This window comes from Streptacidiphilus anmyonensis, assembly GCF_000787855.1.
In the GTDB taxonomy this organism is placed as follows: domain Bacteria; phylum Actinomycetota; class Actinomycetes; order Streptomycetales; family Streptomycetaceae; genus Streptacidiphilus; species Streptacidiphilus anmyonensis.
On the sequence record NZ_BBPQ01000032.1, the window covers coordinates 73,298 to 86,458 of the forward strand.

The 13,161-nt window shown below is 71.3% G+C and carries 12 protein-coding genes, 1 pseudogene and 2 riboswitches; of the genes and pseudogenes, 2 read left to right on the forward strand and 11 right to left on the reverse strand.

The features are described 5' to 3' along the window. Positions 1–35 precede the first annotated feature (35 nt). Positions 36–163, reverse strand: a riboswitch (glycine riboswitch). Between the two features lies 1 nt (position 164). Continuing rightward, positions 165–265: riboswitch (glycine riboswitch) on the reverse strand. Positions 266–449: 184 nt separating this feature from the next. Both TR50_RS49140 and TR50_RS49145 read left to right on the forward strand, forming a co-directional pair. Then, positions 450–794: pseudogene (locus TR50_RS49140) on the forward strand (PRC-barrel domain-containing protein); the annotation flags it as partial. A gap of 78 nt (positions 795–872) precedes the next feature. Beyond that, complete coding sequence (locus TR50_RS49145; RefSeq protein ID WP_369405779.1) at positions 873–1,928, forward strand: YsnF/AvaK domain-containing protein; 1,056 nt, start codon at positions 873–875, stop codon at positions 1,926–1,928. Positions 1,929–2,021: 93 nt separating this feature from the next. Here the strand turns inward: TR50_RS49145 and TR50_RS24800 are convergent, their stop codons facing one another. From TR50_RS24800 to clsA, 11 genes are all read right to left on the reverse strand, one after another. Next, a complete protein-coding gene (locus TR50_RS24800) occupies positions 2,022–3,473 on the reverse strand; it encodes a DNA polymerase IV (RefSeq protein WP_042426020.1) in 1,452 nt (483 codons plus the stop codon). Positions 3,474–3,529: 56 nt separating this feature from the next. Further along, on the reverse strand, positions 3,530–4,240 hold the full coding sequence (locus tag TR50_RS24805) for a SanA/YdcF family protein (protein ID WP_042426023.1): 711 nt from the start codon (positions 4,238–4,240) through the stop codon (positions 3,530–3,532). A gap of 54 nt (positions 4,241–4,294) precedes the next feature. Then, entirely contained in the window at positions 4,295–4,840 is a 546-nt protein-coding gene (locus TR50_RS24810) for a MerR family transcriptional regulator (protein ID WP_174514857.1), read from the reverse strand. Positions 4,841–5,169: 329 nt separating this feature from the next. After that, entirely contained in the window at positions 5,170–5,646 is a 477-nt protein-coding gene (locus TR50_RS24815; protein ID WP_042426026.1) for a bifunctional nuclease family protein, read from the reverse strand. A 78-nt stretch (positions 5,647–5,724) separates the two neighbouring features. Beyond that, complete coding sequence (gene ftsR, locus TR50_RS24820) at positions 5,725–6,468, reverse strand: transcriptional regulator FtsR (RefSeq protein WP_042426029.1); 744 nt, start codon at positions 6,466–6,468, stop codon at positions 5,725–5,727. Between the two features lie 69 nt (positions 6,469–6,537). Further along, positions 6,538–7,377: a zinc-ribbon and FHA domain-containing protein gene (locus TR50_RS44595; RefSeq protein WP_236654579.1), complete on the reverse strand. Its 840-nt coding sequence runs from the start codon at positions 7,375–7,377 to the stop codon at positions 6,538–6,540. Between the two features lie 130 nt (positions 7,378–7,507). Continuing rightward, complete coding sequence (locus TR50_RS24830) at positions 7,508–8,458, reverse strand: DUF881 domain-containing protein (protein ID WP_084700935.1); 951 nt, start codon at positions 8,456–8,458, stop codon at positions 7,508–7,510. Between the two features lie 129 nt (positions 8,459–8,587). Further along, positions 8,588–8,920: a small basic family protein gene (locus tag TR50_RS24835; protein ID WP_042371085.1), complete on the reverse strand. Its 333-nt coding sequence runs from the start codon at positions 8,918–8,920 to the stop codon at positions 8,588–8,590. Then, positions 8,917–9,825: a DUF881 domain-containing protein gene (locus TR50_RS24840; RefSeq protein ID WP_042426035.1), complete on the reverse strand. Its 909-nt coding sequence runs from the start codon at positions 9,823–9,825 to the stop codon at positions 8,917–8,919. The genes TR50_RS24835 and TR50_RS24840 overlap by 4 nt, the downstream gene beginning before the upstream one ends. A 108-nt stretch (positions 9,826–9,933) precedes the next feature. Further along, complete coding sequence (locus TR50_RS24845) at positions 9,934–12,438, reverse strand: mannose-1-phosphate guanyltransferase (RefSeq protein ID WP_042426038.1); 2,505 nt, start codon at positions 12,436–12,438, stop codon at positions 9,934–9,936. A gap of 15 nt (positions 12,439–12,453) precedes the next feature. Then, entirely contained in the window at positions 12,454–13,068 is a 615-nt protein-coding gene (gene clsA, locus TR50_RS24850; protein ID WP_042426041.1) for a cardiolipin synthase ClsA, read from the reverse strand. Between the last annotated feature and the right edge of the window lie 93 nt (positions 13,069–13,161).

The window sequence follows — 13,161 nt, forward strand, 5'->3', positions numbered from 1 at the left end:
GTCGGACCGGGTGAGCGCTGCGGGGCGCCCGGGCGGCCTCCCCCTCTGTCATGGAACCTGAGAGCTTCACCGATCCACTCGAGATCGGCTTTCACCGTCGGTGAGCGCCGTCCCGGGGAACCCCGCTGGGTTCCGGTGGCACGGCACTGCTTTCCAGAGTCGACCTCGCCAGTGCGGTACTTCGGCCTGAGAGATTCCGGGGAGGAGTTGCTCCTTCGGCGCCGACGCCCTCTTCGGGGCGATCGGACTCTCCCGCACGTGCTCGACGGTCACCCGCCAGGGTACCAGCGCGGATCAGCCGTCCGACGGGTCCGGGGCAACCCGTACGGCGCAGCGACACACCGAAGGAGTCGCAAGCGTTCGACAAAGGCATCAATGTGCCTTTTCGTATGACTTGAGCACGTTCGTCTTTTGAGCAGACCGGCGCGGCCGATGGAGGAGTGGAACACGTGCAGACCGAGATCGACCCCAGGGATCTGATCGGGCACAAGGCCGTCGACAAGAACGGCGAGAAGATCGGCACGGTGGACGAGGTCTACCTCGACGACGCCACCGGTCAGCCGGAGTGGGCCGCGGTACGCACCGGGCTCTTCGGCCGCGACGCCTTCGTGCCGCTCACGACGAGCGAGTTCGTCTCGGACGAGCTGCGAGTGCCGTACGAGAAGGCACTGGTCAAGGACTCGCCCGACTTCGGGGTGGGCCAGCACCTCTCCCCCGCGCAGGAGCTGCAGCTCTACCGCTACTACGGCCTCGAGGTCCCGACCGGTACCGGCCAGCACGCGGCGGAGCCGGGCGTGAAGGCCGGCGAGAAGGCCGGCTCGAACGGCGCTCCGGCCGCAGGCGCGCCCGGTGCGGCCGGTGCGGCGGCTGGGATGGCGGCCGGCACGGCCGCGGCCGTGCGTCACGACAAGCCGGAGCACGAGAAGCCCGTGGAGCAGACCCTGACCACGCCGACGGTCCAGCCCCTGGCCAACGCCGGGCGCACCTCCTCCTTCCTGACCGGCAGCGCGCCCGATGCCCACGCCTCCCGGCAGCAGCCCGGCATGGCGGGCCCGGCGGCAGCCGCGGCTCCCGCAGCGGCCGCGGTGTCCTCCCCGAGCACGCCGACCGTCCAGTCGCCCAGCCCCCGGACGAGCCCGCAGGCCCAGACCGTCCAGACGCCGACCACCCAGACACCGACCACCCAGACGCCGCCCGCCGCGCCGTTCCCGACCGGCGGCGCGGGGATGGGCGTGGGCATGGGCGCCGTGACGGGCACGGCGGCGACGTCCGCGCCGGAGACGCAGCGCCGCCCCGATCCGCTGACCGATCCGCTGCCGGGTCTCGGCCTCCCGGCCAGCTCGACCGGTTCGAAGAGCCCCGTCCCGGAGCCCCTCGAGATCGTCTGCCGCGAGGAGCGCCTCGACATCTCCACCGAGTGGCACGTCCTCGGCCGGGCGCGACTGCGCAAGTACGTGACGAGCGAGCAGGTCGAGCGGCGGGTGCCGGTCGTGCGGGAGCGCATCCGTGTCGAACGCGTGCCCGTCAGCGCGGAGGAGCGCGCGCAGCTGACGGAGGCGGAGATCGCGGAGAGCGTGGAGGAGGTCACCCTCCACGAGGAGCGGCTGGTGGTGAAGAAGACCGTCGTCCCCGTCGAGCGGATCCGGCTCGTGACCGAGCGCGTCACCGAGGAGGAGGTGGTCCGCGAGCAGCTCCACCGTGAGCACATCCAGGTGCAGGACGGCAGCAAGCCGGCCGGCACCCCGGTCACCCCCGCGAGCGCTCCCGCCAACGGCGGCTACTCGACCGGCACCCCGACCTCGCACACACAGCCCTCGCCCACGCAGCCCGCGCAGGGCGGCCAGTCCCCGACGGGCCAGCTCCGTGCATCCACCCCGATGGGCCCGACCCGCAACTCGGAACTCCCCGGCCACGCCCTCGGCGCCTGAGCCTCCGGCCCGGAAACCGAGGCGCACGCCACGCGCCCACCGTCGCGCCCCCGGCCCCGGCCGGGGGCGCGACGTGCGGCGCCCACACGCCGCCTACACGCCGCCGAGGAGCGGCAGGGCGCTCGCCGTGGCCAGGGCCGGGTCGTCGACCGCGAAGGTGCGGACCCGGCCGACCGGGGAGTTGGGGGTCTCGAAGCGGATCGTGACGCGGCCGACGCCGCTGCCCTGGACCCAGCCGTGCCCGAACTCCGTGTGTGCCACGTCCTGACCCGGCGCCCAGCGCCGGGCCTTGAGCTCGCCGCCCGGATGGAAGGCACGCGGTCCGGCCGGGCCGCCGTACGCCGCGTCCTCGCCTGTCCCGTCCTCGACGCCCGCGACGCCCCCGACGTCCCCGACGCCCTCGGCAGCGGCGGCATCGGCAGCGGACTCGTCCGCCGCGTCCTCCTCCAGGCCCTCCCGGAGGGCCTGCGCGAAGAGGTCCTCCTGGGTCCAGTCGGCGAGCCCCGTCACGCCGACGCCGAGCAGCCGGATGCCGCCCAGCAGCTCCACGGAGTCCAGCAGACGGCGGGCCATCTGCGCGATGACCAGCGGATCGTCCGTCGGCGCGGGAAGCGTCTCGCTGCGGGTCAGCGTGCTGAAGTCGAAACGGCGGATCTTGACCACGACCGTCCGGCCCGAGCGGCCGGCCGCCCGCAGGCGACGCACACAGCGGTCGGCGAGCCGCTCCAGCTCGGTGACGATGTGATCCCTGTCGAGCAGGTCCACCTCGAAGGTGTCCTCCACGGAGACCGACTTGGCGTCCCGCTCCGCGACCACCGGCCGGTCGTCGAGCCCGAGCGCCAGCGCGTGCACGCCCGCACCGTGCGCGCGGCCGAGCAGGTGCACCAGCTCCTCCTGCGGGAGAGCGGCGACCTCCCGGATCTGCGTCAGCCCGGCGCGCCGCAGCGTCTCCTCCGTGGCGGGGCCGACGCCGGGCAGCGCGCGGACGGAGAGGGAGTCGAGCACCTCGCGCTCGCGTCCGGCCTCGATCAGCACCAGACCGTCCGGCTTGGCCTGCTCGGAGGCGATCTTGGCGAGGAACTTCGTCGTCGACAGGCCCACCGAGCCGGTGAGACCGACCTTGCTGCGGATGTCCTCCCGGAGGTCCTCCCCCACCGCGCGCGCCAGCTCGGCGCCCTCCGTCGCCAGCGCCTCCCCGTAGGGGCCGGCCGCGAGGTCGACGAAGGCCTCGTCCAGGCTCAGCGGCTCGACCAGCGGGGACAGCTCCCGCAGCAGCGCCATGACCTCGTCGCTGACCTGCCGGTACAGCTCGAAGCGCGGGATCAGGTAGGCGGCGTTGGGCGCCAGCCGACGCGCCTGTGCCATCGCCATCGCCGAGTGCACCCCGAAGCGCCGCGCCTCGTACGAGGCGGTGGAAACGACGCCCCGCGCGCCCAGCCCGCCGACGATCACCGGCTTTCCGCGCAGGCTCGGCTTGGACGCCTGCTCCACCGAGGCGAAGAAGGCGTCCATGTCGAGATGCAGGATCGACGGAACGGGACGCATAGCCTGATCATCGCGCACAGGTACGACAACGCCGCCGCGCCGCTCGCGCCCGGGTCTCAGCGCGCCGCGGCCTCCGCGGCGGCGAGTGAGGTCTCCTTGGGGCCGAGCAGGTGCGGATTCGGGTCGAACAGCTCGTCCAGCAGCACGGCCTTGTCCATGGAGGCGACCTCCCGGGCCACCCCGGCCTGCCAGGTCACGTCGTGCGGTTCGTCGACGCCGACGCCGTAGGAGTCGATGCCCGCCGCCTCGCACAGCGCGACCGCGCGGCGGATCGCGTAGCCCTGGTTGACCAGCACGGCCCGGGTGACGCCGAAGATGCGGCTGGCCCGGCTGCACGAGTCCCAGGTGTTGAAGCCGGCGTAGTCCCGCACGATCACGTCCGCGGGCACCCCCTGCTGGACGAGGTAGTCGCGCATCGCGTCGGGCTCGTCGTAGCTGACGCGGCTGTTGTCGCCGGTCACCAGCACCGCGCGGACGCGGCCCTCACGGTAGAGCGCGAGCGCCGCGTCGAGCCGGTGCCGCAGGTAGGGGGACGGCTTGCCGCCGTCGAGGCCGGCGCCGAAGACCATCACGACGGGCTCCGCAGGCGCGTCCGCGACGGTCCGCAGCCTCGGGCTGCCCTGGAACCAGACGACCGCCGTCGGCACCAGCACCGCCAGCGCGGCAGCGCACAGCAGCTGGAACCCCCTGCGCTGGGTCCTCCTCTCCCGCCAGCGCACCGGGCGCAACCTGACCCACCGGCGCAACCGTGGCAGCCCCGCCCGCATACGTCCCCCACCCGTCGTCGACCGTTTCGCTCTTCGACGGAGCGGACGCGCGGCTCAGACCGCGCGGTTGCGGCGCCGCGCGAGTTCGTCGGCCGGGTCGAAGCCGAGGACGTTCTCGCCGGTGTCGGCGCGTTCGCCGTGCAGGCGACTGAGCGAGGACTCCACCTCGCGCGCCACCGCGCCGACGGAGATGCCGAAGATTCCCTGCCCGCGCTGGAGCAGCTCGACGACCTGGTGCGCGGAGCTGCACTCGTAGACCGTCGCGCCGTCGCTCATGAGCGTGATGCCGGGCAGCGCCTCCTCCGGCCGCTGGGCCAGATGGTCGACGGCCGTCCGGATGCTCTGCAGCGAGACGCCCGCGTCCAGCAGCCGCTTGACCACCTTGAGCACGAGGATGTCGCGGACCGCGTAGAGCCGCTGCGTCCCGGAGCCCTGGGCCGGACGGACGCTGGGCTCGACCAGGCCGGTGCGGGCCCAGTAGTCCAGCTGCCGGTAGGTGATCCCCGCCGCGGCGCAGGCCGTCGGTCCTCGGTAGCCGATCAGCTCCGGGCTGGGCAGCACGTCGTCCTGGGGGTCCGCCGGCATGGGCACCATCGGCATGCCCTCCCACCCGGACCGCGCCGCACGCGGCAGCGTCCGGACCGGGGTATGGATGGGGCATGAGCCGCTTGTGGCTGTTCTGTCACCCGTGCTGCTCAACACGACCCTCCGTCCTGTCGACTCCGGAACCGCCGCGGCGGGGGTGCGGGGTGGCACACCCGGGACGTTCACAGTCGAAGGTAGGCAGTAGGCAAGAGCGCGTCAACGATCGCCACGCTCGGCATGGCGGGTGACGTCAGCCTCGCGGGTGGTTTTGCGTGTCCCCGACCGGGGTATTTCCGCTCGAATGGAGCGGCTCAAACGCTCCCCTTACCGCCGTTGTTGAGAGCTCACTGAGAGCCCGAGCTGCCGAAATCCTCCGGGGAGATCTGGTCGAGGAACTCGCGGAACCGCTCGACCTCGTCCTCCTGCTCGTCGGGGATGGCGATGCCGGCCTCGTCGAGCACGTCGTCCGCGCCGTAGATCGGCGTGCCCGTGCGCAGCGCCAGCGCTATCGCGTCCGACGGACGCGCGCTCACCTCGACGCCGCTGGCGAAGACCAGCTCCGCGTAGAACACGCCCTCGCGCAGGTCGGTGATCCGCACGGCGGTGAGCCGCTGTCCGACCGCTTCCAGCACGTTGCGGAAGAGGTCGTGCGTGAGCGGACGCACGGGCGTCATGCCCTGCTGCGCGAAGGCGATGGCAGTGGCCTCGCCGGGCCCGATCCAGATGGGCAGGTAGCGGTCCCCACCGACCTCGCGCAGCAGCACGATCGGCTGGTTCGACGGCATCTCCACCCGGACGCCCACGACGTCTAGCTCGTTCACAATGCAACCCTAGGGCGCGCTGGGCCGATAGGCCAGTTGCTCCTTGGATCGCGGACGTAAGCGAGAAGTTGCACTTCGCTAGGGCCGGGCTCGCAGCCCCGCCTGCACGAGTGCGGCGTGCAGCCGCACCGAGAGGTTCGCCAGCTCCCGCGCCATCGCCGCGGCGTGCGCGCGCGTCTGCGGATTGCGGTGCCGACGCAGCGGGGCGACGATCTGCTCGACCAGGCCGATCTCGCGGTCCGCGGCGGCCTTCACCGCGCGCAGGTGCCTCGGCTCCAGGCCGAAGCGCCCCAACTCCGCGACAAGACGCGCCACTTGCAGCATCTCCCCGTCGAAGCCGCCATCCGCGTCCGCGGTGACCAGCCCGTAGGACTCCCATTCGGCCAGCTGCTGCTCGCTGATCCCGGCGGCGGCCAACAGCTCGGCGCGCCCCAGCCGGGGACCCGAGGCCGAGGGGCCGGGCGTGATCACCGCGTCCTGCGGCTCCTCCCCCGGGCCGGCGGGCCCGGGGAGCGCGGGCGGGTTCTCGCCGCGGTCGAGCGCGGCCAGGTGCTCGCGGATGACGCGCAGCGGCAGGTAGTGGTCGCGCTGCATGCGCAGCACGTACGCCAGCCGCTCCACGTCCGCGGCGCTGAACTTGCGGTACCCCGAGGGCGTCCGCTGCGGCTCGACCAGCCGCTCCGCCTCCAGGAAACGGATCTTGGAGATGGTGACCTCGGGGAACTCCGCCTGCAGCTCGGTCAGAACCGCGCCGATGCTGAGCAGTTGCGGCCGCACGGCGACCGCTCCGGCCCGACGGCCGGTGGGGACGAAGGGCGCCACCGCCCCCGGGGTACCGCTGTCAGCTTGCACGACGGTTGCTCACTCCTCCCAGGGGCGGGGCACCGCGTCTCAGTACCCCGGGCGGGCGGCGAAGAAGACCAGCCGGTACTTCCCGATCTGCACCTCGTCGCCGGTGTTCAGCGGCACCTCGTCGATCTGCTCGCGGTTGACGTAGGTACCGTTCAGGCTGCCGACGTCGGCCACGGTGAACGCACCGCCCTGGTGGCGCCGGAACTCCACGTGGCGCCGGGAGACGGTGATGTCGTCGAGGAAGATGTCGCTCTCCGGGTGGCGACCGGCCGTGGTCAGGTCGGTGTCCAGCAGGAACCGGCTGCCCGAGTTCGGGCCCCGGCGCACCACGAGCAGGGCCGAGCCCGGCGGCAGCGCGTCGACGGCGGCCTGCGCCTCCGGCGACAGACCGGGGACCTGCGTGGGCGCCTCGGGCTCGTAGGCCTCCAGACCCGAGATCGAGATCGTGGACGTGGTCTCCGAGGGACGCTCGGCCCCGCCCACGCGGGCCCGCAGCGGGGCGCCGCAGTTGGAGCAGAAGCGGGCGGACTCGGGGTTGTTGTATCCGCATCGGGTGCACAACGTCACGCCTGCGGCCTCCTGTCGCGGATCGCCTGACTGGCCTTGGGAATACGGATCGGCCGCAAACCCTCCACCTGAGCTTGAGGGTACCGGCTGGGAGGCTATGGGCCCGCCACTCGGCACGCCCGCGTGTCGGCCGTCCTCGTCACGGAAGAGCGGCCGTTCGGCGGCCGGCGTGTAGCTGTCGGCCTCGGGGGCACGCATGCCCGGGACACCGGCCCCGTACTCGGCGTCCGCCCGGCGGTGGCGGGCGGTGGGCGCCTCGACCGCGGCACCCTCACGGGACTTCCGGCCGAACAGCTTCGAGAACAGACTCACGGGCGATACCCCTTGCGTGACACGGACCCGCCCGTGGGGCGAGGTGGAGCCATCGTGGACAGGACTGGTGCGACTGGTGCGGACGGAACTTGTGACGCGGGAGCGGCAGGATCTGGTCGGAACGTGAACGTCATGGATGCGTCGTGTGAGCGTAGTCGGGCGTGCTCAAAGGGATCAAGGCAGTCACGTCCAGCGACTGAGAACGCTTCACCGTCGCCGACCCCTTCTCACTGGCGACGGACTGCACCACACCCCCCGGGATGTTGAGCGCTGTGTCGAGGTCCTGCGGGTTGCCGATGGCCGTGAAGACGTACGGCTCGGAGACGGTCGTGCCGCTGATCGTGACCGTGCCCCGGTTCGCATCCGAGAACCAGGTACCCGCCACCACCCGGACATTGTTGATCTGTACCGCCTCCGCCCCTGCCGCGCGCAGCTCCTCCAGCGTGTTGAGCAGCATAGCCGCCTGGACGTTCCCGCCCGGGTCCTTGATGGTGAGCGTCACCCCCGGACCTGTCGCGGCGACCGTCCCGGCGAGCACGCCCAGCTGCTGCTCCTTCTGCTGGATCTGAGCCTGCGCCTCCTTCGCCTGGTTCGAGCTGGTCTGCAACTGGGTCAACGACTGCTGCAGCTGTGTGCGTTCCTGATCCAGGCGCTGCTGCCGGGCGTCGACCTCGTCGAGGATGCGGACCAGGTCGTCCTGGCGGGCGCCGCGCAGCTGGTTCTCGGTGGTGTTGGCGCGCACCTGGAACGCGACGCCCAGGCCGAGGGCGAACAGCAGCAGCGCGACGACCAACTGGGCCCGGTTGAGCCGCGGCGGCCACAGTGCGGCAGCGAGGCGCTGGCGTCCGGTGAGCTCGGGTCCCGGCTCGGTCCTGGGCGACGGCTCGACGGACTCCTCGGGCCCCTCGGACTCGTCGGACTCGTCGGACTCGTCGGGCCGCTCGGACCCCTCGGACCCCAGCGACTCCCCGACACCGCCGGGCGCCGCGCCCCGGTCCGCCCCCTCCGCGCCCGCCCCCGGTTCGAGCGCACGCTCGGGCTCCCGGTCCTCCGGGACCCGGGGTGCCTCGTCGCTGCTCACCGCGCCGCTCCTGCCGCTCGTATACCTGCCTGCCGACCTGTGCCGATCATCCTGCCATCCGTACTACCCCGGTATTCGGTCACTGCACTCCGGTTCTGTCACAGAACGTCACGGACGCTCCTCCCGCGCCTACGCCCGGAAGAGATGGCGTCGGATCGCGGCCGCGTTGGAGAAGATCCGGATACCGAGGACGACGATCACGCCCGTCGACAGCTGCGAACCGACGCCGAGCTGGTCGCCCAGGAAGACGATCAGCGCCGCCACGACGACGTTGGACAGGAAGGAGACCACGAACACCTTGTCGGAGAAGATCCCGTCCAGCATCGCGCGCACCCCGCCGAAGACCGCGTCGAGCGCGGCCACGATGGCGATGGGCAGGTACGGAACCCAGGCAGCGGGGATGTCCGGCTGTACGAACAGCCCGACGACGACTCCGAGCACCAGCCCGAGTACGGCGATCACGGTCGCTTGGTCCCTTCCGACGGAGACGGGTGAGCGTTGAGCAGCGGGCCGACAGTCGCGGCCGGCAGCGAGAGACCGCCCTGAGCGGAGACGTCGTAGCGGATCTGGTAGTTCTGCTTCAGCTGCGCCAGATACAGCCCGCCGTAGGCGTTGTCCTGGAAGGACTGCTCCAGACCCGGTCCACCGACGGCCCTCAGCAGGTACGGCAGCGTGAGCGGGTGGTCGTTGACCAGTATCGCGTCCCCGGCGGCCCGGATCGCGGAGAGGTTCGTCAGCCGCTGGTCGTTGATCGCGACCGCCTCGGCCCCCGACTGCCACAGGGCGTTCACCACGAGCTGCAGGTCACTGTCCCGCACCCGGCCGGTGTTGCCGAAGCCGGCTCCGGCCCGGGGGCTCGCGTTGTTCCCGTCCGTCCCGGCCGACGCCGCGTCGTCGACCGACACCAGGATCCCCGGCCCGGACACGGGCGTCGTCCCGGTGACGAGCCGGAGCTCGTCGAGCTGCGCCGTCCCGGGCGCCGCGACGGCGTTCCTCCGGGCCTCGGCCAGCTGCGACTGGAGGCCGCTGATCTGCTGCTGCACCCCGTCCGCGGTCGTGGTCGTCTCGTTGATCCGCGCGATCAACTCCTGCCGCTGCTTCGCGGCGACGGGCGCACTCTGCTGGACCTGGCTCACGCCCATGCTCAGGAGCGTCGCCACCAGCGCCAGCCCCAGCCCGAGGAGCAGCTTGCCGCGCAGCGTCGTCGGCAGGCGACTGCTCCCGTAACGGCCGGTGCGCCGCGCCTCGTCGGCGTAGCCGTCGTCGAGGCTGTGCTCCATCACGTTCGTGAGCAGTGACATCGACGCGTCGGGCCGCGCGTAGCGCGCGTCTGCGCGCTCGTCCGGGCGGGGGGCGGTCGTCGACATGGGGGATATCGTCCCACGTCGTCACAGTTGCGCTCACCCAGGGGCGCGGGGCCGGGCCGATTCCCGGCCCGGCCCCGCCCCCCTGGGGTGTGCGACGGCGTCAGATCCTCAGGTCTGGTCCCGTCCCGCGGACTCCACCGCCGCCGCCCACTCGTCGAGCAACGCCAGCGTCGACGTCTCGTCCGGGCCCTCGGCCCACAGGTGCGTGACGGCCTCGGCCGGGTCCGGCAGGACCATGGTCCAGCGACCGTCCGGCTCGACCACGCGGACGCCGTCGGTCGTGTCGACCTCCCGCTCGCCCGCGGCCTCCACGACCGTGCGCATGACCATGCCCTTCGCCGCCCAGGGGGTCGCCAGGTCACGGCGGTGCACGTGGGCGCGCGGGATGCGGGCGTCGATCTGGCTGAGGGTGAGCTGCGTCCGGGCGACGAGCCCGAGCAGTCGCACGAACGCCGCCGTGCCGTCGAAGACGCCGCTGAACTCCGGCACGACGAAGCCGCCACGGCCGTCGCCGCCGAAGACCGTGCCCTCCGAGGACGCCGCCCGCGTCAGATCGTCGGGCGAGGTCGTCGTCCACGACACCTGGGTGCCGTGGTACGCCGCGACCTGCTCGGCGATCCGGGTGGTGGTGACCGGCAACGCCACCTTGCCGCTGCGTCCCTCCGCCGCGATCAGGTCCAGCATGACCAGCAGCGAACGGTCGTCCTCGATGATCCGGCCGCGCTCGTCAACGAACGAGACACGCTCGCCGACCGGGTCGAACCGCACCCCGAACGCCGCCCGCGAGGACGCCACCAGCTCGCCGAGCCGGACCATGCCCGCCCGACGCTCCTCGATGGTCTCCGTCGGCCGCGACTCGTCCATGCCCGGGTTGACCGTCAGCGCCTCGATGCCGAGCTTGCCGAGGATGCTCGGCAGCAGCAGCGACGCGCTGCCGTTGGCCACATCCGCGACGACCTTGAGCTTCGCCTCGGCGACGCCGCGCGTGTCGATCGCGCGCAGCAGGCTGCCCGCGTAGGAGTCGAAGACCGTCGCGGGGAACGTCAGGTCGCCGATCTCGCCCGGGAACGCGCGACGGTACTCCTGCCGCGCGTAGACGCGGTCGAGCTTGCGCTGACCCGCCTGGGAGAGGTCCGCGCCGCGCTCGTCGAAGAAGAGCACGTCGAGCGAGTCCGGCACGCCGGGCGTCGTCCGCAGGAAGATGCCGCCCGCGCTGCCGCGCGCCGTCTGCTGGCGCGCGACGGGCATCGGCACGTTCTCCAGGTCGCGCACCTCGATGGCGCTGGCCTGCAACGCGGAGATCATCGCGCGCTTGAGCGCTCGCGCTCCACGCGAGTGGTCACGCGCGATGGTGACCGTCGCGCCCTTCTTGAGCGTCGTCGCGTACGCGCCGGCGAGCCGCACCGCCAACTCCGGCGTGATCTCGACGTTGATGATCCCGGAGACGCCACGGGCCCCGAAAAGGTGCTCCTGGCCGCGGGACTCCCAGATCACCGAGGTGTTGACGAAGGCGCCGGCCTCGATCGTCTTGAAGGGATAGACGCGGACGTTGCCCGCGACGATCGACTCCTCCTCGATCAGGCACTCGTCGCCGATCACCGCACCGTCCTCGATCCGGGCGGCCCGCATCACGTCGGTGTTCTTGCCGATGACGCAGCCTCGCAGGTTCGTCTGCGGGCCGACGTAGACGTTGTCGTGGATGACGGCCTTGTGCAGGAACGCCCCACGCTTGACGACGACGTTGCTGCCGAGCACGGTGTGCTCGCGGATCTCCACGCCGCCCTCGACCTTGGCGTAGTCGCCGATATAGAGAGGACCGCGCAGCACGGCCTCGCGGTCGACCTCCGCGCCCTCGGCGACCCACACGCCCGGGGCCATCTCGAAGCCCTCGATGTCGACGTCCACCTTGCCCTCGAGGACGTCCGCCTGCGCCTTGACGTAGCTCTCGTGGGTGCCCACGTCCTCCCAGTAGCCCTCGGCGACGTAGCCGTAGATCGGCTTGCCCTCCTTGAGCAGCTGCGGGAACACGTCACCGGACCAGTCGACGGAGGTGTCGGCCGCGACGTAGTCGAAGACCTCCGGCTCCATCACGTAGATGCCGGTGTTCACCGTGTCGGAGAAGACCTGGCCCCAGGTCGGCTTCTCCAGGAAGCGCTCGACGCGACCCTCCTCGTCGAGAATCGTGATCCCGAATTCCAGGGGATTGGGGACACGGGTGAGACAGACGGTGACCATCGCGCCCTTGGAGCGGTGGAATTCCATCAGCTCGGTGAGATCGAAATCGGTGAGCGCGTCACCCGAGATCACCAGGAACGAGTCGTCCTTGAGCGCGTCCTCGGCGTTCTTCACACTGCCGGCCGTACCGAGGGGCTTCTCCTCGTTGGCGTAGGTCAGCTTCATCCCGAGTTCCTCGCCGTCGCCGAAGTAGTTCCGGACGAGTGAGGCGAGGAACTGCACTGTCACGACCGTGTCGGTCAGGCCGTGCCTCTTGAGCAGCCTGAGCACGTGCTCCATGATCGGCCGATTCACCACCGGCAGCAGGGGCTTCGGCATACTCGCGGTCATCGGGCGGAGGCGAGTTCCCTCGCCTCCGGCCATCACAACGGCCTTCATCCGGCTGGCTCCTCCTCATTCGGGCAGGGCGCCATCCTTCGTCTTCACGAGACGGCGGGTCTGCACCGCGTACAGGATCCCTGCCCACCAGTAGAGCGTCGTACCCCACCAGACGAACGCCCAACCGATGACGCTCGCCACAGTCCCGACCCAGTTGTCATAGGTCGTGAGCAGCAGCAAAGGGAATGCGTACATCAGATTGAACGTAGCCGCCTTCCCGATGAAGTTCACCTCGGGTGGTCCGTATCCGTGACGCCTGAGGATGGGAAGGAGGGAAGCGATGAAGATCTCGCGGGCGAGCAGGACCGCCGTCAGCCACCACGGCATGATGCGTCGGGCGGTCAGCCCCACGATCGTCGACAGCACGAAAAGCCGGTCCGCGAGCGGGTCGAGCAGTTGGCCCAGCCGGCTGACCTGTCCCCAGCGGCGTGCGAGCTTCCCGTCGAGGTAGTCGCTGATGCCGCTCAGGCCCAGGATCGCGATGGCCCAGCCGTCGTTCTTGGGGCCGCCGAAGACCGGCCACAGGATCAGCCAGAGGAAGAGCGGCACCCCGACAAGTCGTGCCATGCTCAGCACATTGGGGATGGTGAACACGCGGTCGGTCTGGACGCGCGTCTCCTGTACCTCCACCCGGGAGCCTCCTGTAGAACACTTCGAACGATGCAGCCCGACTTTACGGCATGCCACAGCAGGCCCCTGACCGTAGGTCAGGGGCCTGCTGGC

Coding starts and splice junctions, on each gene's coding strand:
- TR50_RS49145 (WP_369405779.1), top strand. CDS start 873: ATGGCGGCCGGCACGGCCGCGGCCGTGCGTCACGACAAGCCGGAGCAC.
- TR50_RS24800 (WP_042426020.1), bottom strand. CDS start 3,473: ATGCGTCCCGTTCCGTCGATCCTGCATCTCGACATGGACGCCTTCTTC.
- TR50_RS24805 (WP_042426023.1), bottom strand. CDS start 4,240: ATGCGGGCGGGGCTGCCACGGTTGCGCCGGTGGGTCAGGTTGCGCCCG.
- TR50_RS24810 (WP_174514857.1), bottom strand. CDS start 4,840: ATGCCGATGGTGCCCATGCCGGCGGACCCCCAGGACGACGTGCTGCCC.
- TR50_RS24840 (WP_042426035.1), bottom strand. CDS start 9,825: ATGTCGACGACCGCCCCCCGCCCGGACGAGCGCGCAGACGCGCGCTAC.
- TR50_RS24845 (WP_042426038.1), bottom strand. CDS start 12,438: ATGAAGGCCGTTGTGATGGCCGGAGGCGAGGGAACTCGCCTCCGCCCG.